The 26,950-nt window shown below is 29.0% G+C and carries 24 protein-coding genes; 19 read left to right on the top strand and 5 right to left on the bottom strand.

Features of this window, described 5'->3' with window-relative positions; all coding sequences use genetic code 4:
- Window positions 1–185: 185 nt before the first annotated feature.
- Complete coding sequence (gene gap, locus MOSC01_RS0100955) at window positions 186–1,196, bottom strand: type I glyceraldehyde-3-phosphate dehydrogenase (RefSeq protein ID WP_010320961.1); 1,011 nt, start codon at window positions 1,194–1,196, stop codon at window positions 186–188.
- Window positions 1,197–1,361: 165 nt separating this feature from the next.
- On the opposite strand from gap, the gene MOSC01_RS0100950 reads away from it, so the two are divergent.
- Genes MOSC01_RS0100950 through MOSC01_RS0100935 form a run of 4 tightly spaced genes read left to right on the top strand, consistent with a single transcriptional unit; the run spans window position 1,362 to window position 9,025 of the window.
- On the top strand, window positions 1,362–3,290 hold the full coding sequence (locus tag MOSC01_RS0100950; protein WP_010320960.1) for a DNA gyrase/topoisomerase IV subunit B: 1,929 nt from the start codon (window positions 1,362–1,364) through the stop codon (window positions 3,288–3,290).
- Window positions 3,283–5,787, top strand: a complete 2,505-nt coding sequence (locus MOSC01_RS0100945) for a DNA topoisomerase (ATP-hydrolyzing) (RefSeq protein WP_010320959.1) — start codon at window positions 3,283–3,285, stop codon at window positions 5,785–5,787. The genes MOSC01_RS0100950 and MOSC01_RS0100945 overlap by 8 nt, the downstream gene beginning before the upstream one ends.
- 3 nt (window positions 5,788–5,790) lie before the next feature.
- Window positions 5,791–8,439 carry an isoleucine--tRNA ligase gene (gene ileS, locus MOSC01_RS0100940; RefSeq protein WP_010320958.1) on the top strand — a complete coding sequence of 883 codons (2,649 nt, stop codon included), beginning with the start codon at window positions 5,791–5,793 and terminating at the stop codon, window positions 8,437–8,439.
- Window positions 8,423–9,025: a signal peptidase II gene (locus MOSC01_RS0100935; RefSeq protein ID WP_010320957.1), complete on the top strand. Its 603-nt coding sequence runs from the start codon at window positions 8,423–8,425 to the stop codon at window positions 9,023–9,025. Before ileS ends, MOSC01_RS0100935 begins: the two co-directional genes overlap by 17 nt.
- A 40-nt stretch (window positions 9,026–9,065) precedes the next feature.
- Here the strand turns inward: MOSC01_RS0100935 and rnr are convergent, their stop codons facing one another.
- Genes rnr through recA form a run of 4 tightly spaced genes read right to left on the bottom strand, consistent with a single transcriptional unit; the run spans window position 9,066 to window position 14,005 of the window.
- Window positions 9,066–11,156, bottom strand: a complete 2,091-nt coding sequence (gene rnr / locus MOSC01_RS0100930; protein WP_010320956.1) for a ribonuclease R — start codon at window positions 11,154–11,156, stop codon at window positions 9,066–9,068.
- Window positions 11,157–11,161: 5 nt separating this feature from the next.
- A complete protein-coding gene (gene secG / locus MOSC01_RS04510; protein ID WP_010320955.1) occupies window positions 11,162–11,395 on the bottom strand; it encodes a preprotein translocase subunit SecG in 234 nt (77 codons plus the stop codon).
- A gap of 48 nt (window positions 11,396–11,443) precedes the next feature.
- On the bottom strand, window positions 11,444–12,976 hold the full coding sequence (locus MOSC01_RS0100925; RefSeq protein WP_010320954.1) for a phospholipase D-like domain-containing protein: 1,533 nt from the start codon (window positions 12,974–12,976) through the stop codon (window positions 11,444–11,446).
- A 15-nt stretch (window positions 12,977–12,991) separates the two neighbouring features.
- Complete coding sequence (recA, locus tag MOSC01_RS0100920; RefSeq protein ID WP_010320953.1) at window positions 12,992–14,005, bottom strand: recombinase RecA; 1,014 nt, start codon at window positions 14,003–14,005, stop codon at window positions 12,992–12,994.
- Window positions 14,006–14,238: 233 nt separating this feature from the next.
- Between recA and MOSC01_RS0100915 the strand changes: the two genes are divergently transcribed.
- The 15 genes from MOSC01_RS0100915 to recU all read left to right on the top strand — a co-directional run bounded on the left by MOSC01_RS0100915 (window position 14,239) and on the right by recU (window position 26,807).
- Complete coding sequence (locus MOSC01_RS0100915; protein ID WP_010320952.1) at window positions 14,239–14,961, top strand: phosphotransferase; 723 nt, start codon at window positions 14,239–14,241, stop codon at window positions 14,959–14,961.
- A 1-nt stretch (window position 14,962) separates the two neighbouring features.
- On the top strand, window positions 14,963–16,228 hold the full coding sequence (gene obgE, locus MOSC01_RS0100910; protein WP_010320951.1) for a GTPase ObgE: 1,266 nt from the start codon (window positions 14,963–14,965) through the stop codon (window positions 16,226–16,228).
- A gap of 64 nt (window positions 16,229–16,292) precedes the next feature.
- A complete protein-coding gene (locus tag MOSC01_RS0100905) occupies window positions 16,293–16,655 on the top strand; it encodes an MG284/MPN403 family protein (protein WP_010320950.1) in 363 nt (120 codons plus the stop codon).
- A gap of 3 nt (window positions 16,656–16,658) precedes the next feature.
- Window positions 16,659–17,864 (top strand): MHO_1580 family protein, encoded by a 1,206-nt coding sequence (locus MOSC01_RS0100900; protein ID WP_010320949.1) that lies wholly within the window; start codon window positions 16,659–16,661, stop codon window positions 17,862–17,864.
- Window positions 17,865–18,290: an MHO_1590 family protein gene (locus MOSC01_RS0100895; protein ID WP_010320948.1), complete on the top strand. Its 426-nt coding sequence runs from the start codon at window positions 17,865–17,867 to the stop codon at window positions 18,288–18,290. It begins immediately after the preceding gene.
- A gap of 47 nt (window positions 18,291–18,337) precedes the next feature.
- A complete protein-coding gene (locus MOSC01_RS0100890) occupies window positions 18,338–19,492 on the top strand; it encodes a Y-family DNA polymerase (RefSeq protein ID WP_010320947.1) in 1,155 nt (384 codons plus the stop codon).
- A gap of 435 nt (window positions 19,493–19,927) precedes the next feature.
- Window positions 19,928–20,656: a F0F1 ATP synthase subunit A gene (locus tag MOSC01_RS0100880; protein WP_010320945.1), complete on the top strand. Its 729-nt coding sequence runs from the start codon at window positions 19,928–19,930 to the stop codon at window positions 20,654–20,656.
- A gap of 59 nt (window positions 20,657–20,715) precedes the next feature.
- A complete protein-coding gene (locus MOSC01_RS0100875; protein ID WP_010320944.1) occupies window positions 20,716–21,024 on the top strand; it encodes a F0F1 ATP synthase subunit C in 309 nt (102 codons plus the stop codon).
- 16 nt (window positions 21,025–21,040) lie between these two features.
- Window positions 21,041–21,586, top strand: a complete 546-nt coding sequence (locus MOSC01_RS0100870; RefSeq protein ID WP_010320943.1) for an ATP synthase F0 subunit B — start codon at window positions 21,041–21,043, stop codon at window positions 21,584–21,586.
- 3 nt (window positions 21,587–21,589) lie between these two features.
- Window positions 21,590–22,135, top strand: a complete 546-nt coding sequence (locus MOSC01_RS0100865) for a F0F1 ATP synthase subunit delta (protein ID WP_010320942.1) — start codon at window positions 21,590–21,592, stop codon at window positions 22,133–22,135.
- 19 nt (window positions 22,136–22,154) lie between these two features.
- Window positions 22,155–23,678: a F0F1 ATP synthase subunit alpha gene (atpA, locus tag MOSC01_RS0100860; RefSeq protein WP_010320941.1), complete on the top strand. Its 1,524-nt coding sequence runs from the start codon at window positions 22,155–22,157 to the stop codon at window positions 23,676–23,678.
- A gap of 26 nt (window positions 23,679–23,704) precedes the next feature.
- On the top strand, window positions 23,705–24,535 hold the full coding sequence (gene atpG / locus MOSC01_RS0100855; protein WP_010320940.1) for an ATP synthase F1 subunit gamma: 831 nt from the start codon (window positions 23,705–23,707) through the stop codon (window positions 24,533–24,535).
- Between the two features lie 17 nt (window positions 24,536–24,552).
- Window positions 24,553–25,968: a F0F1 ATP synthase subunit beta gene (gene atpD, locus MOSC01_RS0100850; RefSeq protein WP_010320939.1), complete on the top strand. Its 1,416-nt coding sequence runs from the start codon at window positions 24,553–24,555 to the stop codon at window positions 25,966–25,968.
- Complete coding sequence (locus MOSC01_RS0100845) at window positions 25,955–26,215, top strand: hypothetical protein (RefSeq protein WP_010320938.1); 261 nt, start codon at window positions 25,955–25,957, stop codon at window positions 26,213–26,215. The genes atpD and MOSC01_RS0100845 overlap by 14 nt, the downstream gene beginning before the upstream one ends.
- 106 nt (window positions 26,216–26,321) lie before the next feature.
- Window positions 26,322–26,807 carry a Holliday junction resolvase RecU gene (gene recU, locus MOSC01_RS0100840; RefSeq protein ID WP_029513066.1) on the top strand — a complete coding sequence of 162 codons (486 nt, stop codon included), beginning with the start codon at window positions 26,322–26,324 and terminating at the stop codon, window positions 26,805–26,807.
- Window positions 26,808–26,950: the final 143 nt, after the last annotated feature.

Raw genomic sequence — 26,950 nt, 5'->3', positions numbered from 1 at the left:
AAATTCAGTGTTTTTGCCTTGATATTATTTTTTCTGAGTTTGCCAAAAAAGTTAAAAAAGCACCTAAAACCCGACGCTTTTTTAAAATTATCTCATCAAACTGCCAAACTCGGTATAAAAAAATCTCTATAAAAAAAAGGCAAATTCTCATTTGCCTTTTTCAATTGTTTGAATAAAATAATTATCTATTTTTGAATAAAGTATCTGATAACTCTAACGAATTGTGCAACAAATGAAGATTCATTATCGTATCAAGTGTATAGTTTATATAATCTTTTGCCATCAACTTCAACAAATTTTGTTAAGGTTGCATCAAAAACTGAACCATGTGTGTCTCCAATAATGTCGCTAGAAACGATAGGTTCGTCACAATAAGCAAAAGATTCGCTTTCGTATTTTTTAATTGCTCTATTAAGTTCTTCAATTGAAGGAGATGCTTTTAATTCAACACTTAAGTCAACAAAAGAACCTGTAATTACCGGCACTCTTATGGCAATTCCGTCTAATTTTCCAGTTAAGGAAGGCACAACAAGACCGATAGCTTTTGCAGCACCGGTTGAAGAAGGTACTAAATTAACCGCAGCTGCACGAGCTCTTCTTAGGTCTCTATGTGGCGCATCTTGAAGTCTTTGGTCGGCAGTATAAGCATGAACTGTTGTCATAAATCCATGGCTTATTCCAAATTCTTTATCAAGCGCATTTACAAGCGGAGCAAGCGCATTTGTTGTACATGATGCTGAAGATAAAATTTTATCATTTTCATCAACAGTGTGGCAGTTAACGTTATGAACGATAGTTTTTACATCATTTCCAGCAGGAGCAGAAACTAGAACTTTTTTTGCACCAGCATCAAGGTGTAAAGTAGCCCCTGCTTTTGATGCAAAAAGTCCTGTACATTCAAGAACTAAATCAATTTCTAGTTGTCCTCAAGGCAACATTTTAGGGTCTCTTTCTGAAAAAACCCGAATTTTTTTGTCATTGATTACAAGATAATTTTTGTCATCTTCTTTTAAAAAGCTAACACTTCCAGGAAATCTTCCCTGAGCAGAGTCGTATTTAAAAAGGTGAGCTAAAACAGATGCATCAGTTAGATCATTAATTGCAACAACCTCTAAATTTTCATCTTTAACATCTAGAAGTTGGCGAAGTGCTAATCTACCGATTCTTCCAAAGCCATTAATTGCAATTTTTTTCATTTTATTCCTCATTTCATTGATTTTTTTAGTCTAATTTTCTTAAAAAAATTGACTAAAATTTTTTTTATATTAAATTTTACCACTTTCTTAGTAGTTTACTTTAAAATTTCAATTATTATTTTATTTTTGTATAAAATTTTTAGTATAAAACCCAGAAAGGCTTATATGACTTATTCAGTTGAGAAACTTAAACTTTTAAAAGGGCTTGAAGCTGTAAAAAAACGACCTGGAATGTATATAGGTTCTACAGACATTAACGGACTTCACCAATTAATCTGAGAAATTTTTGACAATGCAGTTGATGAAGTAATTGCTGGTTATGCAAATGAAATTAAAGTGGTAATAAATGCTGACAATTCAGTTGAAATTAGCGACAATGGTCGTGGAATTCCAACTGAAATTCACAAAAAGACCGGTAAAACTGGTGTTGAATTAGTTTTTACAGAACTTCATTCAGGAGCTAAATTTTCTGATGAAATTTATAAAACCGCCGGCGGACTCCACGGAGTTGGCTCATCAGTTGTGAATGCATTATCTAAAAAAATGGAAGTTCTTGTTTCTCGTAACCAAAAATTGTTTTATACATCTTTTATTAATGGTGGAAAAATTGAAAATAGAACCCATGAATTAGGGCATAGCAAAATTAGTGGCACAAAAATAGTATTTTTGCCTGATTTTTCATTTTTTTCTCACAAGGAATATGATCCTGACATGATAATTTCAAGGCTGCAGGAAACTTGCTTTTTAGTTAAAAATTTAAGAATTGAGTTTGTTGATCTAAAAAACAGTATTGAAAAAACTTTTCAATTTAGTAAGGGGATTGAAAATTTTGTTGAATTTTTAAACAAAGACAACCAAAAAATTCATGACAAAATTATCGCTTTTAAAGAAAAAAGTCAAGATATCATAGTAGAATTTGCATTTCAGTATGTTGATTCTCAACAAGAAAATATTATCTCATTTGTTAATAACGTAAAAACAAATTTGGGAGGAAGTCATGAAAATGGCCTAAAAGCTGGTATCGTAAAAGCAATTAATACTTATGGTCAACAAAATAATTTGCTGAAAAATAAGCAAATTTTTGACTTTAATGATGTAAAAGTTGGACTTTCCTTAATTTTATCGCTGCGAATTCCTGAGCCAATTTTGGAATTTGTCGGTCAAACTAAAAATAAATTAGCAACAGTCTTGGCAAAAACAGTCACAGAAGAGGTTGTTTTTAGAAATTTAATGTCTTTTTTTATTCAAAATAAAGAAACTGCTCAAAAAATTATTACTTTTTTACTAAATGTTTATCAGCAAAAAGAAAAGTTAAAATTAAGTCTAACAGAAACAAAAATTTCTAAGTCAGTGGCAAAAGAAAAACGGATATTATCAGGAAAATTAACCCCTGCTAATTCAAAAAAAGCTATGAATCGCGAGCTTTTTTTAGTTGAAGGTGAATCAGCCGGTGGTTCAGCAAAACTTGCGCGAAATCGTGAATTTCAAGCAATTTTACCGCTCAAAGGTAAAATTGTAAATTCACAAAAAACTCGTTTGATCGAAGTTTTGAAAAATGAAGAAATTATTGCCATTATTAGCGCTTTAGGAACTGGAATTGGTCAGAATTTTAACCTTAAAAACTTAAATTATGGCAAAATAATTATTATGACTGATGCTGATAATGACGGTGCTCACATTCAAATTTTAATTTTGACCTTCTTGTTTTATCATATGCGTCCCTTGATTGAAAATGGTTTTGTTTATATTGCCCAACCTCCTTTGTACCGAATTAGTGAAAAAAATAAAAAAGACATTTATATTTGGGATGAAAAAGAATTCCATGAATATGTAAAAAAACACCCTAATGCTCAAATTCAACGTTATAAAGGTCTTGGTGAAATGAATGCTTCTCAACTTTGACAGACAACAATGGATCCTGAAAAACGAATTTTAGAAAAAGTTTTAATCGAAAACCTTGAAAAAGTTGAGGAAAATTTCCGCATTTTAATGGGAGAAAGAGCTGATTTGCGCAAAAATTGAATTCAAGAAAATGTTGACTTTTCACTTGAAGACAGTTTTATTGACAATTTAAAGGAGCCAGTCTATGAGTAAAAATTTAGATTTAATCATTAACTCCAAGTTAGATCAAATTTTGGCTGAAAAATTTACGCGCTACTCAAAATATATAATTCAAAACAGAGCAATTCCTGATGTTCGCGATGGACTAAAACCTGTTCAAAGAAGAATTCTCTATTCAATGTGGCAGCTTGGTCTAAAAAATACTAAAAATTACAAAAAATCAGCCAGAGTTGTTGGAGATGTAATCGGTAAATTTCACCCACATGGAGATTCATCGATTTATGATGCGCTAGTTCGGCTGTCTCAAGAGTGAAAAATTAACATTCCACTTGTAGAAATGCACGGAAATAAGGGTTCGATTGATGATGATCCTCCTGCTGCAATGAGGTATACCGAAGTTAGACTAGCCCAAATTAGTGAACATTTGCTTGAATTATTATCAAAAAATGTCGTAAATTTCTGTCCTAATTTTGATGACAGTGAAAAAGAGCCTACAATTTTGCCAGCAATTTTTCCTAACTTGCTAATTAACGGTGCAATCGGAATTGCAAGTGGTTTTGCAACAGAAATACCTCCTCATAATTTAGTTGAAGTAATCCAAGCTGTAATTTTAATGATCAAAAATCCTTTAATTACAAATGCGCAAATTTCTAAAGTTATTTTAGGTCCTGATTTTCCCACAGGCGGAATAGTTTATGGAAAAGCCGGAATTTTAGATGCTTTTGAAACCGGAAAAGGAAAAATTCAAATTTCATCATCATACAAAATTTCTGAAAAAAACAAGCAAAAAGTGATCGAAATTTCTTCTATTCCTTTTGGAATTTCAAAAGCTAGCTTGATTCAACAAATCGACACAATCCGATTTGAAGAAAAAATTAGCGGAATTAAAGAGGTAATTGATCAATCTGATCAAAATGGTGTGCTTATTTTTGTTGAACTTGAAAAAGATGCAAACGCCGAATTAATTCTTAATTATTTGCTGCAAAAAACAGATATGCAAATCTATTATTCCTATAATTCCGTAGCAATTTGTAATAATTCACCAAAATTACTGTCAATTAAAGAAATGATTGGTTATTTTCTTGATCATTTAAGAAAAGTTAAGTTAGGCGAATTTAATTACGAACTTTTTAAAAGCAAAAAAAGGCTTGAAATTATAGAAGGTTTTTTAAAAGTTGCCGATATAACTAATGAAGTAATTGAAATTATCCGTAAATCTGATAATTCAAAAGCGGGCGTAATAGCTGATTTAGTTAAATATTTAAATTTTACCGAAGTTCAAGCTGAAGCAATTGCTTCGATGCGTTTGTATAGATTATCTAAAATTGAACAGCAGTCATTTTTAAATGAGTCTAAAACTTTAGCCCAAAATATTGAAGAATTTAAAAAACTTATTGAAAATAAAGAAGAATTTGATCTTCATTTAATTTCTATGCTAGAAAATTTTGCTAAAATTTATGGTTCTCCGCGAAAAACTAAAATAGTTGACAAAGAATTGCAAGTAAAAATCAACCATCAAGATTTAATTAAGGATGAACAGTTTTATTTTTGAGTTTCTAAGAACGGCCTTTTTAAAAAAATGAATATAAAAAATCATGCAGTTGAGGAAATTGAAAAAATTCAATTACCTTCAGAAGATTTTTTTATTTTTCAAGGTAAAATAAATCAACGTCAAAAAGGACTTTTTTTAACAAATAAAGGTGATGTTGGCATGTTGTTAGCTCATCAACTTGAGGAATTAACGCTAAAAAATAACCCAAATAACTTAAAAATTTCTCTTGGTCTTAAAAATGATCACGAATTAATTAATTCTTTTTTTCTTGATGACCTAGATTCTAATCATTTTTTGCTTTTTATAACTAAATTTGGTTATGCAAAAAGAATGCAACTAAAAGAAATAGCAAAAATTAGACCAAATAATATGATAAATTGCTTTAAACCCAAGGAAGGCGATGAATTAATTAGCATTTTTTTAGAAGATAAATTAAAAAATATCGTTTTAATCACATCACAAAATCGCGCACTAAAAATAAGCGCTTCAGATGTTCCGATTTATGGGCGTATTTCCTCAGGAGTAAAAATTTTAAAACTTCAAAAAAATGAAAAAATTGTTGCATCTGTTTTAATTAATTCTTCTGAAGAAATTGCGGTTATTGATAATTATTCGCGTTTTGAAAAAATTTCGACAGAAAGTCTACATTTTGGTAATAGATCAATTGCTCCCAAAAGCTTTGAAACAAAACTGGATTTTTCTATAATTCCAAAAAGTGTCGAAATTTATAGTGAAAATTTGCAAGTTTTTGATTTTGACACCACTTTAAAAATTGTTCCAGTCCAAAAATTTATCAATTTTGCCCCTAATCCTAAAAAAAATTATAAATTATTTTTAACAAGTGATAAGAAAAATGAAAATTCACCAAATTTTATTGATCAAAATCAAGCAAATTCTAGTAAGATTTTAAAGACTAAACTTCAAGAAATAAGTGAAATTGACATAAATTCCATTCTTGAAAAGATTGAAAAGGAATAAACAATGGATAAAAATTTCTATAAAAATTCGCTCAATATATTTACCACAGATTTTTCAATGAAGGCTAATTTGCCTCAGAAGGACAAATTTTTTACTGAATTTTGAAAAAAGGAAGACGTTTACCAAAATCTTTTAAAAAAAAATATTAATAATCCGAGATTTATTCTTCATGATGGGCCACCTTATGCAAACGGCGACATTCATATTGGCCATGCTCTTAATAAGGTTTTAAAAGATATAATAGTTCGATATAAATCAATGTCTGGTTTTTATTCACCTTTTGTCCCAGGCTGAGATACTCACGGTCTTCCAATTGAAAATAAAATTATTAACCAAATTGAGTCAAAATCGACATTAGAAATTCGCCAAAAAGCCAATGATTTTGCTAATTCGCAAATTTTAGTTCAAAAAAAACAGTTTGAAAAACTAAATTTATTAACAGATTTTAGTCAAATTTATCAAACAAATGACCCAGCTTATGAAGCAAAGCAACTCAAATTATTTAAAAAAATCGCTGAAAAAGGTCTAATTTATCGCGCTTTAAAGCCAATTTATTGGTCTCCTTCAAGTCAAAGTGCCCTAGCTGAAGCCGAAATTGAATATATGAATCACCGGTCTCCTTCTATTTTTGTTGCTTTTGATGTTAAAAATGGCAACAATTTTGTAAAAAGTGGCGATAAAATTATTATTTGAACAACAACCCCTTGGACACTAATTGCAAATTCAGGGGTTGCTGTTGGTTTAAATTTTGACTATGTTAGAGTAAAAGTTGGATCAAATTTTTACATTTTAGCAGAAAAATTATTACAAACATTAGCCTCAAGTTTTGACTGAAATTCTTATGAAATTATTGACACATTTTTAGGAAAAAACCTTGTAAATCTCGAGTATTTTCATCCTATTTTTGACAAGATTTGCCCTATAGTTTTAGGTCACCATGTTACCCTGGATGCTGGTTCGGGCCTTGTTCATCTTGCGCCACTTTTTGGCGAGGATGACTATTGGATTGGTCGAGAAAATCATCTTGAAATGGTTATGCACGTTGAAGATGATGGAAAATTTAATGAAAAAGCAGGACAATTTTCTGGTCAATTTTATGATTCAGCAAATAAATCAATAAGCGAATATCTCAAAGAAAAACAATCACTTTTAAAATTAAATTTTATCACTCACTCATTCCCTCATGATTGACGAACATTAAAACCTGTAATTTATCGTGGTACACCTCAGTGATTTGTTTCTGTTGAAAAAATTAAAAAAGAACTTGAAACAGCGATAAATGAAATTGAATTTCCTGAAAAATGGCTCAAAAACCGCTTAACAAAAATGATAATTGACAGAAAGGACTGACTAATTTCACGCCAGAGAAGTTGAGGAATCCCGTTAATTATTTTTTATGATCAAAATAAAAATCCGGTCTTAGATAAGCCAGAAATTTTTGATCATATAATTTCACAAGTTCAGGAATTTGGTTCTTCAATATGATACCAAAAAACAGCTGACGAACTTTTGCCTCCTAAATATCAAAATTTAGGTTGAACAAAAGAAAACGATATCTTGGATGTCTGATTTGATTCAGGCGTTAGTTTTCTTGCCGCAAATATTAACAACGAAAATCCTCCTTTTGATATTTATTTAGAAGGATCTGACCAATATCGCGGCTGATTTAATTCATCTTTAATAAATTCGGTGATATATTTTGGTTTTTCACCTTATAAAAAATTACTGTCTCATGGTTTTGTTGTTGATTCAAAAGGGAACAAAATGTCAAAATCAAAGGGAAATGGAGTTGACCCGCTTGTAATTTTGAACAAGTACGGTTGTGATATTTTTCGACTTTGAGTTGCAAATAGCGAATATTACAACGACATTGTTTATTCAGAGTCAATTTTTGAACAAAATGTTGAAATTTATCGTAAAATTCGCAACACAGTTCGATTTTTAATCACAAATTTAGCAGATTTTGAACCAAAACAATATGAATTAGAGGAAGTTGACCTATTTATATATAATAAAATTCAAAAGCTAAAAAATGAAATAATTCAGTATTATGATGAATATCGCTTTGTCCGTGTTGTAAAAATAATTAATAATTTTATAATTGAATTTTCTAATTTTTATCTGTCAATTGTTAAGGATATTTTGTATGCAGATTCAAAAAATTCAGTAAAAAGACGCTCAATTCAATACGTTTTTTATGAACTTTTATTGGTTTTAAATATTGCAATTGCGCCAATTATGCCAACAACAGCTGAAGAAATTTATCAATTTGTTCAAAAAAGTGACAAACAAACATCAATCCACCTGGAAAATTTCTTTAAAAAGTCTAATTTTGATTCAAAATTAGACGAAAAATGAACTGAATTTTTTGATGTTAAAAATTCTGTTTATCAACTAATTGAGCAAAAAATTCAATCAAAAGAAATAAATCGTTCAAATGAAATTGCAGTTGTTTTAGATTCTAATTCCTCAAATTTTCTAAAATCACTTGATCTTGTGAAATTATTAATGGTTGCAAAAGTCGAATTTAAGGATGAAATAAGCATTTATAATCTTAATTGACCTAAATGTCCAAGATGTTGAAATCATTTTGAAAAAATTCAGGATGTTTGTGACCGTTGTTTTGAGGTTTTGAATGAAAACAAAAAATAATGCCATTATTAAATATATTAATTCAAAATATATTAAAATCGGCAAAAAACGTTTAATAATAAACATTTTGATTGCTTTTTTGGTTATTCTCATTACTCTATTAATTGATCAACTATCAAAAAATTTAGTTTTTACCTGAGAAGAGTATCGAGAATCAACCGATAAAGGCTTTGTCAAAAGTATTTCATGAGGTTTTATTGGTTTTCGCCCACTTTTGCATCGAGGTGTAACTTCGGGAATTAATAACATTATTGGCTTTACAGGTATTCATATTTTTGCCTTTTTATTAAGCTTAATACTTTTGATTTTGATTCCTTTTTCAAGAAAATACTCCTTGACAATTTTTATGGCCATATTATTAGGTGGGAATTGAGGTAACGAAATTGACCGAATTTTGGACGATAATCACGTAAAAGACTTGCTTTTTCTGCCATTTGTAAGCTCAAGTGGGACATTTAATTTTGCAGATATTTTTATTTTTGTTGGCCCCATTGGAATTTTTATTATCTCTCTTTATGATCAAGCCGGGCCTTGAATTTTAAAAAGACTAAAAAATAAAATCTTTAAGAAAAAAAATAAAAATTAAAAAAAGCGCTGTAAATTACAGCATTTTTTAATAAATAAGACTAATAATTTGTTAAAACAGCGCTAATTTTTCCGTCTCAAATATTGGCGCTTTCAATTTTAACATCGATAAATTCACCTAATTTAAATCGGTGTTTTTTATTGTATAAACAAAAATTATCTTCTGCTAATACATAAGGATCATTTTCGCTATCAGGAAGACTTTTATTAATTATTAAGGCGTCAAACATTCCGTCAATTTCAACAAAAAAACCAGATTTAATAATAGAAGTTATTTGTGCTTTAAAGGATTTTCCAATCAAATTTTGTACATATTCAGCTTTTTTTATATTTATAATTTTTCTCTCTAAATTAAATGCTTTTTGTTCTAATTCGGTTGTTGTATAGGAATTTTTTTCCAAAATTTCCTTATAAGTTTCAATGTCATCATTTTTTTGAAACAAAAAGTTATGAATAATTCTATGCAATAATAAATCAGGATAACGACGGATAGGGCTAGTAAAATGACTATAAAAACTAGCTGCAAGACCAAAATGACCTTCGTTTTCAGTGCTATAAATTGCTTTTTGCATTGTTCTTAAAATTGAATATTTAAGAAAATTATCATTATTTTCTAACTTTATTTGATTAATTTTATTTGCAAACTCTTTAGAATTAGGATTCAATTTTAAGCTGTGTTGTATGCCCAAAGATTTAATAACTTGATTGAAAATTGTTATTTTTTCAGGATCAGGATTCGCATGAATTCGGTATAAAATCGGAATTTTTTTCTTGGTTAAAAATTCCGAAACATTTTCATTTGCCCTAATCATAAAATTTTCAATTAATTCTTCAGAAATTCCTCTTCGTTTTAGTTTTAGGGATTGTGTATATCCTTCTTGGTCTAAAATAATTTTAACTTCATCAAGCGCAAGGTCAATATAACCTTGTTTTTTCTTGAAATTTGACAAAATAGTGTTTAAATTTAAACACTTTTTTAACATATTTTCTAAATCTGTATCACCAAATGAAAATGAACCAGCAAAAAAATTATTTACTTTTTCATAAGTTAGACGCCATTTTGAATTAATTACAGAAGGGTAAATTTTAATGTATAAATTTTCACCTTTTTTATTTATAAGAGATTCCATTGTGATAGTAAATCTATCGACATTAGGCATCAAAGAGCAAATTCCGTTTGATAATTCTTCAGGCAGCATAGGAATTACCATGTGAGGCAAATAAATTGAAGTTCCCCTTTTTTGGGCTTCAATATCGATTGCTGAATCCTGTTTTACATAATGGGCTACGTCTGCAATATGAACTTTTAAGAGAAAATTTCCCTCTTTTGTTTGCTCAATTGAAATGGCATCATCGAAATCTTTTGTATCATCACCATCAATTGTTATCACAAGTTGATTTCGCAAATCTACCCTATTTTTGTCGATATTTTTTACTTCTTGTTCGATTTTTGAAGATTCAGCCAGAACTTCTGGGCTAAATGTATCGGTGATTTCTGATTCAATTATAGGAATTTTTACATGTAAAAAAGGCTCTGATTTGTGTCCGATTTTTTGAATAACAGCCAATTTTAGCACATTTTTTTGATAATCAACAATTTTTACTTTGTAAAAATTGTTGATTTCTAAATCTTCAGTTGAATTTCAACGAAAGAAAAAATTACCCTTAAAATTAATTGGCTCAAAATCTCAAAATTTATCATTTTTAACAACTTTTCCAATTAAAAATTTAGTGTTTCGCTGAATAATTTTAGTAACAACACCGAAAAATTGATCGCTTTTGAATCTATCAACATAAATATTAATTTTGACCTCATCGCCTTCAAGAGCATTTGCAGTAAATCTTCCAGGTATAAAAACATTATTTTTTTGGGTCGGATTTTGTTTATTTTCAACAAAACCAAATGAGGATTGTGTAGCGCGAAAGATACCAACCCTTGTTTCTATAAATTTAGGCCAATAATATTTGCCTTCTAGAGTTTTGAAAATCTGAAAATTTTCAATTAAATTACTTATTTGGTGTGTCAAATGTTGATTTAAGTCAAAAGGCACGTTAAATTTTCTAACAATTTCAATAAAAGTCTTTTCATTTTGAAGAAAATTTTTGAGCTTTTCTTGAGATATAATTTCCATGAATTTTATAACAACCTAATTACTAACGACAGAGCTAAAAAAATAAAGCCCAATATAAACATTGATCATTTTGTGAACTTTTTGATACCACGCTCTTTTGAAACTTGGAATAAATCCAAATCACTCGATCCGATTAGTGCTCCTGAGAATGAGTTTGAATGTGGCGACATAATTAGCGAAACTAAAACAATTAGGAAACCAAAAATCGCAATAAAAATAATTAAAACCGTTTTTAACATGACTAATAACCAAAAGTAAGTTCAATTATACTATAAAAAAGCTAATTTCTAAACCAAAGTTTTCAAAAAGAAAATTAAAAACTTAAAAATATTAGAAATTTTATTAAATGCTTTTATTTCATCAATAATATTTTGTTTTTTAAGTAAGTCAATGTGATTTAAGAACTTGTTTAAAATTTTACCTTTAAAAAATAAATTGGTTTCATACTGGAAAAATAAGGATCTAGCATCTAAATTTGCTGTCCCAATCATTCCAATATTATCGTCAATAATTATTGATTTCCCGTGAAAAAAGATTTCCTTAAAAAAATAAATTTTAGCGCCTTTTTTTAACAATTTGTATGCAAAATAATGATTAAAACTTTTAATCATTATAATGTCGTTTCTGCCAGGTATGAAAATTTCTACCTCTATTTTTGCAAGTAAAACATCCTTGAGCGCGTCGATAATTTTTTGTGTTGGTACAAAATATGGTGTAAAAATTTTAATATTTTTTTTGGCCGAATAAATACTTTTTAAAATAAAACCCTCAATCAATGAGTCAGGTAAATTTGGCCCATTTTGAATAACAACCCCTAAATTTTTAATTTTAGTAGATTGGATGCTGTTTTCTTCAAATTTACAAAAATTATTAATTTCAGATTTAGAAATATTTTTTTTACCTCATTTTGACCAATGAAATAGGAAGTTTCGGCAATAAGTTTCTACAATTTCACCTTCAAGTCGAAGATTTAAATCCATTCAATAGCCATAATTTTTGTCAAAACCTGAGTATTCTTCAGAAATATTATTTCCACCAGTATATACAATTTTCCCATCAATTAGAAATACTTTTCGGTGGTTTCTATAAAAACTTTGACCTGAAATAAAAGGTAATTTGAGCGCATTAAACAAAAGAATTTCAATTTTTTGACTTCTTAATTCAAGTCATTGCCGTGTTTTTATGTAATAAGCCCCAAAAGAATCAACCAAAATCTTAATTTTTACACCTTGTTTGCGTTTATTAATTAGCATTTTTTTTAATTTTTTCCAAATAAAGTCGTTTTTTACTATATAAATATCAATAAAAATGAATTTTTCCGCCTTTTGAATGTCGTTAAAAAGTTTTTCAAAAAAACTATGACCATCAACAAGTAAATCGCCGGTAAATTTTTGAACAGGTGATAAAAAATATTCGCTTGAATAAACCAATAAATCTCGGTCAGTTTTAGGGATTTTTTCTAATAACTTTTCATCAGTTTTATTTGGGCTAATAAAATACTGATATTGTGAAAAATAATGCTTAATATCTTGGTGATTTGAGTATTTACGCCCTAAAAAAATATAAGCAATTGGACCAATTATTGGCAAAATAGAACAAGCAATAAGCCATGAAATTTTTGCTTCATGTCTTCTTCTTTGTAGCAAAATAAATAAATTAAAGAGGGAAGTAGAACTATAAACCGAAACAAATGTTAAAATCGCTATTCAATCAATATTTCTAGACAGATAAACATAAATTATGTAAATAGTCCCGCTAAAACCCGCAAGGAAAATTAATAAAAAAAAATAGTAAAAAATCCATTTTGCTCTTTTGAACATTATGGTATAATTTTACTATATTTCTGTATTTTCCTTTTGATTTTCGTTTAGTTTTTCAGTAATTTCCTCCTTTATTTCGTTAAATAATTTCTCATTGTTTTCAAGTAATAGCTTCAAATTCATTTTTCCTTGTGCAATATTTTCGCCTTTATATGCGAATCACGATCCTTTTCTGGTAAGAATACCTAATTCTTCTCCTAAATGAATAAGTTCGGCAGATTTTGAAATACCTTTTGCAAAAACAATTTCAACTAATGCTGTTTTAAATGGGATTGCAAGCTTATTTTTAACAACTTTTATTTTTACGCTATGCCCTGTTATATCATTTCCTGTTGAAATTTGTTGAACTTTTCTAACATCAAGTCGAATTGAAGCATAAAATTTTAGCCCTCTTCCACCTGGTGTTGTTTCAGGATTTCCAAAAATTACTCCTACTTTTTCACGTATTTGATTGATAAAAATAACTGTTGTACCGTTTTTATTTAATGATGCAGTTATTTTTCGAAGCGCTTTTGACATAAGTCGCGCTTGTGCCCCAATTACTTGATCTTTCATTTCGCCTTGCAGTTCGGCCATTGGCACTAAAGCGGCAACCGAATCTACAACAATCAAGTCAATAGCTTTTGTTTTTGCTAATGTGTCGACAATATCAAGAGCTTGTTCACCCGAATCTGGCTGAGAAAGAATTAAATTATCAATATCAATTCCTAAATTTTTTGCATATTGAGAATCAATCGAGTGTTCAGCGTCAATAAATGCCGCAATTCCACCGCGCTTTTGAACTTCGGCAATCGCGTGCAAGGTAATAGTTGTTTTTCCTGATGATTCAGGGCCATAAATTTCAATAATTCTACCTTTTGGGAATCCGCCAATTCCCAGTGCCATATCAATAACCATACTTCCAGAGGAAAAAACTTCAGTGTCAATCGGTGGTTTTTCACCTAAAACCATGATAGATTCGTTTCCAAATTTTTTCTTAATATCACTTAGAGCTTGTTTTAATAGTGATTTATCGTTTATTTCAGTCATTTTTGTCCTTTTTAATATTAGGTTAAATAATTTTTTTGTTTTTTCTTATTTTAATTTAATTTTTTTTGTAAAAAAACTTCAAAAGTAGGAAAAATCGACCATTTTTCCTATTTTAAGAAAAAATTAGTAGTTTTTCTTAAAATATTACGCTAGGGCGGAAAAAAGATACATTTATTTTTGTCCTAGCAAGAATTATTAGCTTAAAATCCTAAAAATCTAATAAAATTTATAGTATGAAAAAAATTTCAATTGGTTTTACTAATAAATCTTTTCGCAAGGATTCACAATTTATTCAAGAAAAAGTTTATAATGGAATGAATCACCAAATTGATTATTCAATTTTATCAAATTTTGATTTTGTTCCAAAATTAATATCTGATTCAAAAGAACAGATTATTTGAGAATGAATTGAAGGATCTGATGTTGAAATTACCACTGAATCGCTTGAAAAAATCGCTTTTCAATTAAGACAAATTCATAATTCAAATTTAGTTTTTCCGCCATCTAACCATGCATTTCGAGTAGAACAATATTTAAAAACTCTATCCGAAAAAGGGATAAAAAACCCTACAATTGAAAAATATAACCCATTTATCAATGAAATTTTGATAAATATGGATAAAACTAAACCACTTCATAATGACTTGTGATTAATGAATATGGTTGAAAGAAACAGAAAAATTTATTTTTTAGATTGAGAATATGCATCAAAAGGCGACATACATTTTGATCTTGCATATTTTATAGAATCTGCAAGGTTAGATAATGATCAGGAAAAAACTTTTCTTAATTTCTATGGAAAACTAAATTATAAACTAATATTATTGCATAGAATTTTCGTTCTTTACCTTATAATTTTATGAGTAAATGCTCAAGAAACTAAATACTTTGATGACACCCCTTACATGGAAAAATTAGATAATTTATACGAACAATATAAATTATGAAAGGAATAAAATGAGATTTATTGATCAAGTTTCAATAGAAGTTCAGGCAGGTAGGGGTGGTGATGGGGTAATATCATTTCGCAGAGAGGCTCATGTTGATAAAGGTGGGCCAGATGGCGGAGACGGTGGTAATGGAGGTTCTATTTATTTTATTGGAGATTCTGGTCTAAATTCGTTATTTCCGTTTTATCAAACTAAAAAAATTTTCGGAAATAACGGTGAAAATGGTAGATCAAAAAATAGGACCGGAGCTAATGGTAAGGATATTTTTATAAAAGTCCCCCTTGGAACACAAGTGTTTTCAAAAAACACTTTGATTTGTGATGTAGTTACTCAAAAAAAATATTTAATTGCCCGTGGCGGCAAAGGCGGTCAGGGCAATGCCCGTTTTAAGAATTCAAGAAATAAAGCACCTCGAATATCTGAAAACGGTGAAGAAGGTCAAAAATTAGTTCTTCAACTTGAACTCAAAGTCATGGCTGATATCGGCCTGGTTGGTAAACCAAATGCCGGAAAATCCACACTTTTATCATTAATTTCTAACTCTAAACCCAAAATTGCTAATTATGAATTTACAACTATTGTTCCGCAACTGGGCATGGTAAAATCTTACAATGATTCATTTGTTGTCGCAGATTTACCTGGTTTAATTTCAGGAGCAAGTTTGGGAAAAGGAATGGGAATTGTTTTTTTAAAGCATATCGAACGTTGCCGTGCAATTGCTCATGTGATTGACTTTGGTAGCCAAGAAAAAAACCCGATTGATGATTTTAAAAGTATTAATGCCGAGCTAGCTAATTTTAGCCAAAAATTGCTAAAACTAAGCCAAATAATAATAGCAAATAAATCTGATTTGCCCAGTTTTAAAGAAAATATTCATCTTTTTCAACAAGAATTTCCCGAAATTCCCGTAATTGAAGCTAGTTTGATTTCAAATAATAGCGCTGAAATTCAAAATATAAAGAGAAAAATGTTTGAACTTATTTTGCAAGCAAACCAAACTGAAAATATCGAGGAAACAGACAAAAAGGAAGATTTTGTTGAATATAATCTTGAGGCACCATTTTTAATTACTAATAAATTTCCAGGATTTTACGAGGTTACTGGTGAGTTAATTAAAAAAATAGTTAATAAAATACCATTAAATTCTCAGGAAAATATTTTTAGATTTAACTCGAAAATTAAAAATATAGGCTTGTGAAACGAACTTTTAAAACTAGGAATAAAATCAGGAGACACTGTTAAAATTTATAATTTTGAATTTCAATGAAGTTAAAATATTTTGAACATTTATTAATTTTTTTTGAGTTTAAATATTTTTCTTAATAGGAGTTACAAAAATGGATAATTTCCGTAAACCTGCAAGATCATTGCGTAAAAAATTAAAAGATCCATCAGAATGGACATTTGTTCAAAAAAAATCACTAGTTTCTTTTTTATTCCTATATCATAAAACTAATAAACTCCACTCACAAAAAGAAAAAGTTTATGAAACTTTAGGAATTGCAAATAAAAATGATGATTTACCAATTTCAGCAATCGAAAGAGCACTTTCACTCTTAGAACCTAGATACACTAAACTTTTAATCAAAGAATTTATCGATAATGACCGTAATTGAATTAAAAAATACTGGTCAAAATCTACATATTATAAAAATATGCACAAAGCAATCGACCAATTTATTATAATTTTGAATCTTTAGTTTATGAATTTAGATCTTATTCCAAGCCAAAGCCCTGAAATTCAAATTGCAAGAAGCTATGGCCAAATTTCCTTTAATTATGCATCAAATTCATCACCTAATGGAATTAGACAATTTGTAAAAATCGAACGCGATATTGTTTCAAACAGATATACAGTAATTGTCACTGTTTTTTCAAAAATACCCGGAAAAGTGAATGCTTATGTTCAAGTAAATAATTCAATTCCTTCAGGCCCAAAAGTTTTAGAATTATTACCCGAGCGATTTAATCAAGCAATTTTTACTTTTGGTGGTCTTGATGGCCAAAAAAGCAAAGATAATACTGACAAATTTCAAAAAATAGATAATATTTTAGTGTATTTGACAAAAGATAACGAGCAACAAATTATGCTTGATAATGTGGTAAAAATCCGCAACTTTTCAGATGTACGCAAAGAATATTCTATCCAAAATCAAGGAATTGGTTTTAAGCTCTTAAAATCAATAAAAATGGCAAATTTAGGAGCTGACGCCTCACGTGAATTTTCTAAAACTTATGAAAAAATCGACGAACAAACAGTTTATTTTTTCCCTGTTAAATTTATTCAAGAAAAACACAATATAAATATTTTTAAGGTTGGGGTTGATCCTGAGACTTTTCATGCCGGAAATATCGATCGCCAAATCAATATTTCTGATTTAAAACTGACAAATCTGCCAATAAAATCAACCACAGCAGCAAAAAATTTTTTAAATTTATCCTTTCAATTTCGCCCAGATATCTATAATAAAAACACAAAACCTGAAATTGTTGAAGGAAAATACATAATTGGGGATATTTTTATAACTTCAAGTACTTTTTATGATTCAAAAGAACGGGTTGTTTTTAGTGGAAATTCACAAATTTCCCAACAAGGATTCATTATTCCTTATAATTTTTCAGGATCCTTAAATCCAAAAGTTGAAATGTCTATTAATTCTGATTTTGAGAAAATTAGTGTTGGTTTTTCTCAACAAATACACAAAAAATTGATTGACTATGAAAAGAAAAAAGGAATTTACCGTCTGAAAATCATGAATTATCCAACCCCTTTTATAAAATCTGATGAAATTAAAATTTCTAATCAAGATTTTAAATATGTTGCAACTAATTTTTTAACAATTGAGCAGCTAAGAGATCTTTCTTTTACTAATTTTAAAGAAGATGAGGAAAATCAATTAGAAGAATAGATGCAAATCACTGCTAAAATTTTATCAGGTCTTCTTGCAACAGGGATTATTGTCGGCGGTGGAATTCTAGGTTGGTATTTGTATAATTCTAGAGTTGAAAAATCACTATCACCTTTAAAAAAACAACTAGATTTTGAAGTCAAAAATGAATCAGAATACAAAGATAACGATGTTTTTCCCAATATTTATGCTAATGATTTTTACGATACAATAAAAGTAAAACAAGGAAAAGTTTATATTGATGAGTGATTAGTTGAAAATGTTATCAAGGAAATTATTTCAAAAGTTAAAGTATCATTTGGATCTTTGAATTTTCGGTACAAAATTGATGAAAATCAGCAAACAATTTATATTGAAATTCTCTGAAAATATAAAAAAAATAAATTAAATAGAAATTATAAAATTAGCTTGTATCAAGATATTTAGCGCTAAATTGTAAAAAAATAAAATAATAGTATAATTATTTTTGTCATATGCCAAAAATAATTGCCCACATTGATATTGATACTTTTTTTGTCTCATCAGAAATTAGACTTGATCCAACATTACAAGGGCAGCCAATTGCAATTTCTCGAAAAGAGGATTTTGCAATGGCTGTTTCTATTTCTAAAGAGGTCAAAGAAAAAGGTTTCAAAATTACCGATAAAACGATAAATATTAAAAAAAAGATCCCAAATTTGGTTGTAATTGAACCAAATTTGGCTTATTATCGGTTTTTGTCAAGGCAATTTTTTGATTTTATCACTAAAAATTTTACAAAAAAAATTGAAATTTACTCGATTGACGAGTGTTTTTTGGATTTGAGTGATTATCTCAACAAATTTAATACAATTTACCAAATGTTGTACCATATTAAGAAAAAAGTGCAAAAAGAACTTAAATTACCAATTTCAATAGGCGTTTCTCACAATAAATTATTAGCAAAAATGGCCACTAATTTAGCAAAACATACACCAGAAAAAATCACTGTTATTCCAAGAAATAAAATCAAACCACTTATTTATTCCCAAAAAATCGAAAAGCTTTTTGGAATAGGAATGGTTACAGCTCAAAAACTAAAAAATATTGGAATTTTTACCATTAATGATCTAGTAAAAGCAGGAGTTGATAATGAAAAAATTATTCAAGTTTTAGGTGTTCAGCGTCATGAACTATTTCAATCTTTGACTTCAACAGGAGACAACATTGTTTCAAACAAGCCAGAAAATTTCAAAAGTGTCTCACATTTTCGCACTTTTTCTCATTGTGACACACTTACAAAAACAGAAACACTACTTTTAATTTCAGAATTTTTACCAAGTTTAGTTGCCAAACTAGACCAGTTTAACAAAGGTGCAAACCGTGTTGAAATATATTTTAAGTTAAAAAACAAAGAACAAAACCGTTTTTTTACAGATTTATCTCAACCTTCAAATAATTATGATTTTTTGTACAATAATTTAGTTGCACTTGCAAACAAAATTGATGATTTCTCATTATTATTAGGGTTTGGAATTTGTTTGTCAAAAATTTCTGATTATGATAAAAGTATGTTAAATACTAATCAAAAAGTTAAGAATATTATTGCAAGCGTAAATAAAAAAATAGGTTTAAAAAAATTAGTTGTGCTAAAATCATTTAAAAATTAGGCTATTTAAAGCAATGAAATATTTTTATTACTTTTATTTTAAGATTTTTTTAGTAATTGCATTAATTTTATCTTTGGTTGCAATTTGAAATTACACACTAATTTTAGGGTGATTGTTTTCTTTTTTTAGTGTTGCATCCTTTTTGCTTTCAAAAAACTTATTTTTTAGCATCATAACAAAAAAAGCAAAAAATAAAGAAAAAACCTCTTCATTTTTTGCTTTTTTTGTTTATATTATATTAATCTTGTTTCAAGCTACAATTTTGTTAGCTATTTTTCTCATTAATAAATCATTCCAAACAGTCGATAAAAATAGTTTTGACTTTTTACTTACACCAATAAATATAATTTCTTTTATTTTTGGTTATACAATTTTTCCAATTAGTGCTATAATTTATTATTTAATGTCAAAGCATAAAAAAATAAAGGAGTAAAAATGAATTTTTTTTCAGATTGAAATCAACCGCAATTATTTACTCTTTTTATCTTAGTAGTTTTTGTAATAATTTTATCCATTATTATCTTTTTTCACATAAAAAAAGCAAAAGTTGATAAAGCTCCCTCAGCAATAGTTTTATTTGCAGAATCATACTTTTTATTTATTGATGATCTTGTTGAATCTGCTGGTGAAGGTTATGTAAATAAAGCAAAACCTTACATTTTTTCACTTTTTACCTTTTTTTTATTAGGTAATTTATTATCACTCGCAGGTCTTGAACCAATTTCTACTTCAATTTCGGTAACCCTAAGTTTGGCCGTAATTAGCTGACTAGGGATTTTTGTTGTTGGAACAATTTATGCAAAATGACATTATTTGCTTGAATTTGGAAAAAATCCACTCAAAATAATAGGAGTACCGGCTCCCTTAATTTCACTTTCTTTCAGAATGTATGGGAACATAATTTCAGGTTCCGTTTTCTTTTTGATTATTTATTCAGGAATTCTTTGACTTTACCAAAAAATCCCGTTAGGTGTTTTTGGTAATTTTAATTTACCGGTTGTATTAATTTTCCCACCGTTTCTTATTTATTTTGATATTATCGGCTCGTTGATACAATCATTTATTTTTGTAATTCTAACTGTTTCATATTGAGGAATGGAAGTAAATCACCCACCAAATAAACAAAAAATTGAACAAAACGCATTGAACATTGTTCAAACTTAATTATTTTGTCTACAAAATAATTAAGTTATTATAAATTTATTATAAAAAAAGGAAAAAAAATGGAATCTGTTATAAATTTCTCGCAACAAATTGTTCAAAATTTTCAAGAAACTGCTGTCAATACCACTAATTCAGGACTAAATGCGTCTGCATTTGCATATTTAGGTGCTGGACTTGCGATGATCGGAGTTATCGGTGTTGGTGCCGGTCAAGGTTATGCTGTTGGAAAAGCTTGCGATGCTATTGCAAGAAATCCTGAAGCGCAAAAAAAAGTTTTTCGTGTGTTAATAATTGGAACAGCTATCTCAGAAACATCATCAATTTACGCGCTTTTAATTGCCTTTATCCTAATTTTCGTACAAGGTTAATCCTAAATTTGTAGAAATGCAAAGTATTAATCAATCATTAAGCGAATTGTTTAAAGGGATAATCCCTAATGTTTATGTAGTTGCTGCAACACTTACTAGTTTCTTAATTTTATTTTTGGTTTTGACTTATTTTGTCTATCGTCCACTTAAAAAATATATCAAAGAACGTAAGGCTTTTCTCCAAAATCACATCGACTCAACAATTCAATCAAATAATGAAGCTAAAGAATTAGCAAAACAATCGCAAAATCATTTAGAAGAAACAAAGCAATATTGCATTGATTTAAAGCATGAATCTCAACTTGAGGCAAACAAGCTTATCGAAAACTCTAAAAAATTAGCAACCGAAGAAGCGCGTCGCCTTATTTCTGAAGGTCAAAAAGTTTTAACCGAATACGAAAAAGAAATTGTAAAAAAATATCAGGAAAATATTATTAATGTTGCTACTGATATAAGCAAAAAATTTTTGGTAAATCAAGAGCAAAACAATAAAGATTTACACGAAAAATTGGTTTTAGATCTAGAAAATTTGCTAAAATCTGAGAAAAATATTAGAGAATAAAAAATGCACCCACAGGTAAAAAATATTTATGGATATTCTGAGTCGCTCTTAGAAATTTCAATATCTGAAAAAAAAGTAGATCAATTTATAAAAGATAGTTTTTATATAATTGATTTAGTTAGCGCCAATCCTTCTTTAATTTCGATTTTCACTTCACATTTTATTTCAAAAATTGAAAAATATACTTTGATAGAGAAAATTTTTGAATCTAAAATTGACGTTTATATGATAAATTTTCTTAAAGTAATATGCAAAAACAATCTTTTTTCGCATTATAATCAAATTTTAATTAAATATATAAAGCTTGCAAATGCTTATTTAGGCCAAAGTTGAGGTCAAATCCAAAGCGCATTTCCATTATCACCATCAGAAATTACTAAGTTTGAAGACTTAATTTCCCAAAAATTAAATAAAAAAATAGTTTTGCGACCAAAAATAAATCCAAAATTAATTTCTGGAATCAAAATAACCATTGATAACCATGTTTTTGAACATTCACTCTCATCACAGTTGCGCTCACTCAAGCAAAAACTCATAAAAAATATATAGATTTTAAAGGTTTTTTGACATGAACAAAGATATAAATTTAACCGCAATAATTAAAAATGAAATTAAAAATTTCGAATCCAAAATTCAACATGATGATATTGGAAAAGTTATTGTTGTTGGAGATGGAGTTGCGCTTGTTTCCGGGATTGAAAAAGTAAAATTTGGTGAACTTGTTCAATTTGAAAATAGTGTTTTTGGAATTGCACTTAATCTTGAACAAGATTTAATTGGTGTTGTTATTATGGGAAATGAAAACTCTGTTTTTCAAGGCTCAACCGTCAGAAGAACAAAGTCTGTCATTTCAATTATAGTTGGTGATCAACTTTTAGGTCGTGTTGTTAATGCCCTTGGTCTTCCAATTGATGGAAAAGGTGAATTTGATAATAGTATAAAATCTGAAATTTTCACAAACGCACCTTCAATAATGGATAGAAAAAGCGTTGACCGTGGACTTCAGACCGGAATTTTAGCAATTGACTCACTAGTTCCAATTGGAAAAGGACAACGTGAGTTAATAATTGGCGACCGTCAAACTGGAAAAACAACAATCGCTATTGACACAATTTTAAACCAAAAAGGTAAAAATGTTTATTGTGTTTATGTTGCAATTGGCCAAAAAAATTCAAGTGTAGCCCAAATTGTCGCTCTTCTTGAAAAAAAAGGCGCACTTGATTATACAACAGTTGTTGTTTCTGGAGCTAGTGAATTATCACCTTTACAATATTTAGCGCCATATTCTGGAACCTCAATTGCCGAATATTGAATGCATAAAGGCAAAGATGTTTTGATAATTTATGATGATTTATCAAAACATGCTATTGCATATAGAACGCTCTCACTTTTATTAAGAAGGCCGCCAGGAAGAGAAGCTTTCCCTGGTGATATTTTTTACCAGCACTCATACCTTTTGGAACGATCATCACAATTATCTGATGAAAAAGGTGGTGGTTCGATTACTGCTTTGCCAATAATTGAAACTCAAGCCGGAGATATTTCAGCTTATATTCCTACAAATGTGATATCTATTACCGACGGTCAAATTTTTGTTCGTGATAATCTTTTTAATTCAGGGCAAAAACCGGCAATCGATATAGGACTGTCAGTTTCGCGGGTAGGTTCAGCGGCTCAATCTAAATTAATGAAATGAGCTTCCTCATCATTAAAATTAGAACTGGCACAATATAATGAACTTAAGGCTTTTGCACAATTTGGATCTGATTTAGGACCAAGTTCGCAGTTAATTCTTGATCGCGGAAACAAAATTTATGAACTTTTAAAACAAGAAAACCAACAACATTTTTCTCAAATTCAACAAGTAATGATGTTAATTTTGATTAAAGAACATCTAATTGATCAGTTGCAACTTGAATCTATGCAATCGTTTAAATCTGTTTTTCTTAAATATTTAGATACAGATTCTGAAATTAAGTCAATTTTAGAAAAAATTGATCATAATGTTGTTTTAAAAGAAGATGATCTAAATTTAATTTTAAATTCAGTAACAAATTTGATTGAAAAATTTAATTCAGGTCGAAGTTTTTAATTTGTTTTTTATAAAAGAGAGTAAAGATGCCTAAATTAAACAGAATTCGCGCAAGATTTAGTCAAATTCAAAATATAAAAAAAATTACTGGCGTTATGGAAATGATAGCTAATTCAAAAATTCCCAAAATTAAACGTCAATTTAAGTCATCTCAAGAATATTTTGAGAATTTAGACTATATTATGCAAAATATTTTGGCAAATTTATGCAAAACACCCGAGGAGCTAACAACAACAAACTCTGAAAAAAATCTTTACATTGTTTTTGGTTCGAATTTAGGTTTTTGCGGTGCCCTTAATAATCAAATTTTAAAAAAAATCACTCCTGATTTAACAAAAAATGATGAAATCATTATTTTTGGTAAGAAAATTTATAATTACATATCATTAAGGTATCCTAAAAATATTATCAAATATTTTCCCGGAGTTGAAGAGACAAATTTTTCTGAACCAATTATTGAAGTGACAAACTTAATAAATAAGGCAATTTCTGATAAAAAATATAAAAAAATTTTCATTTGTTATAATAAATTTATAAATATAATTCAATCAAAGCCAAATATCATTAACTTATTTGATTTTGCAAAAAACAAAACAAAACAAGAGGGGTATGGAATTGAATTTGAACCTAATGCAGTTGAAGTACTCAAAAAACTAATTCCTTTTTATATTAAATCCCTTTTGGAAAAAATATTTATCGAATCTAAATTAGTTGAAACATCTGCTCGTCGAACTTCAATGGAAAGTGCAACAGAAAACGCCCAAGATATTCTTCAAAAATTAGAACTTGAAATAAATTCTAGCCGCCAGTCGATGATCACCCAAGAAATTATCGAAATTATTAGCGGAAAAATGTAGCAAAAGTAGGTAAAACAATGAAAAAAAATAATAATATAGGTCACATAGTTCAAATTTTTGGTCCAGTTATTGATGTTCAATTTCCAAACGAGCATATGCCTGCAATTCTTTCAGCCCTTGAAGTTGAAGTTGACAATCAAAAAATTGTTTTTGAAGTTGCCCAACATTTAGGCGAGGGAATTGTCCGTGCAATTGCAATGTCAATGACTTATAATTTATCAAAAGGTTTAGAAGTAAAAGACACAGGTTCACAAATTTCAGTCCCGGTTGGAAATCAAGTCTTATCACGAATGTTCAATGTTTTAGGAAATCCAATTGATAGCGGTCCGTCTCTTGATTCAGTTGAAAAAAAACCTATTCATTCACCTGCCCCGACATATTTAGAACAAAAAGCTGTAAGTGAAATTTTAGTTACAGGAATTAAAGTTATTGATTTATTAATTCCGTTTGTAAAAGGTGGAAAAATCGGTCTTTTTGGAGGAGCAGGAGTTGGAAAAACCGTTTTAGTTCAAGAACTTATTAATAATATAGCAACTAAACACGGTGGACTTTCAGTTTTTGCTGGAGTAGGCGAGCGTTCGCGTGAAGGAAATGACCTTTATTTTGAAATGAAAGCTAGTGGTGTTTTAGACAAAACTGCTTTAGTTTTTGGTCAAATGAACGAACCTCCTGGTGCGCGAATGAGAGTTGCTCTTTCTGCTTTGACAATGGCCGAACATTTTCGTGATCAAGATAATCAGGACGTTCTACTTTTTATTGATAACATTTTTAGATTTACTCAAGCAGGTTCAGAAGTTTCAACACTTTTAGGTAGAATTCCATCAACTGTTGGCTATCAACCGACACTTTCAACTGAAATGGGTCAACTTCAAGAGCGAATTACATCAACAATTAGAGGATCAATAACTTCAGTTCAAGCCGTTTATGTTCCTGCTGATGATATCACAGACCCTGCTCCTGCAACTACATTTTCACACCTTGATGCCAAAACAGTTTTAGATCGTGGGATTGCTGCTTTGGGAATTTATCCTGCAGTTGATCCTTTAGCGTCATCTTCAAGAGCTTTAGATCCTAGCGTTGTTGGAAAACAGCATTATGAAGTAGCTAAAAAAGTAGTCCAAATTTTACAAAGATTCAAGGAATTACAAGATATTATTGCAATTTTGGGTGTTGATGAACTTAGTGAGTCAGATAAACAAGTTGTTGCAAGAGCCCGCCGAATTAGGAATTTTTTATCCCAACCGTTTTTTGTAGCTCAAAAATTTTCAGGAATTGAAGGCCAGTTTATTAAAATTGAAGACACAGTTAATAATTTTAGCGAACTTTTATCTGGCAAATTTGATAATGTCCCTGAAGAAGCATTTTTATACGTTGGGACAATTAATCAAGCATTAGAAAAGGCAAAAAAGATGGGATGAAGTGAAAACAATTAATCTTAAAATCTTTAGTCAAAAAGGAATCATTTTAGAATCCCAACCAGTTTCAGTTACTGCAAAAACACAACTAGGATACCGTGTTGCCCAATACGGTATAACACCTTTTTGCGGAATAATTGCACCATCGGTATTGTATGTTTTAAACGAAAAAGAAGAACTCAAATTTAGAATTACCGACGGTGTTATATATGCTTCTAAATCTGAGGTTTTAATTTTTACTCAGGGGGAGCTGCTTCCCGCTTAATATTAATAAATTTTTAAATTTTAAGCTAAAAATGAGAAAAAGTGCTTGTTTTTCCCATTTTTTTCCTTTTTTTGGTCAAAAAAAGATTAAAAATTTAAATAAAAATATGAATCATAAAAACCGCGGAATGTTTCTTGAAAAAATTATTAATAACACAATTGAATTTTATTATCAAAACGACATTGCGATTTTTCATAAAAAAAATCTAGATATTAGTTTTAAAGCTGTCCAAAAAGATTTGACCTTAAATGATGCTTTTGTATTAAAAAAGTCAACCGTTGATTATTATGGAATTTATAAAGGAATTTTTGTTGCTTTTGAGGCCAAAAGTACCAATGAAAACGTTTTAAATTTAAAGCAAATTCCAGACCATCAAATCAATTATCTACATAAAATTAGAAAACATTTTGGTTGTGCATTTTTCATCATTTTTTTCAAACAACTTGAAAAATTTTACATTTTAAGTGTCGACAAAATAGATTTTTCAAAAAAGTCAATTTCTGCTCATTTTTTAGAAAAAGAAGGGATAGAAATTACACTTACATACCCTGGAATCATTGATTTTATTACTTATATTGATCAAATGGTTTAAATTATTGTTTATTTTTTATTTTATGGTATAATTTAATTTTTAATTTATATTAGCTCAAATATCATTAAAATGGATTCAGATAGATGTGCTTTTTTAAGTTCTGTCTGTTAGAAATTTTAAGTAGAAACAACAAACAAAAGGAA

Origin of the sequence: Mesomycoplasma ovipneumoniae SC01 (genome assembly GCF_000218525.1) — a bacterium.
GTDB classification, from domain to species: domain Bacteria; phylum Bacillota_I; class Bacilli_A; order Mycoplasmatales; family Metamycoplasmataceae; genus Mesomycoplasma; species Mesomycoplasma ovipneumoniae_A.
This window is presented reverse-complemented; position numbering and strand designations above follow the sequence as displayed.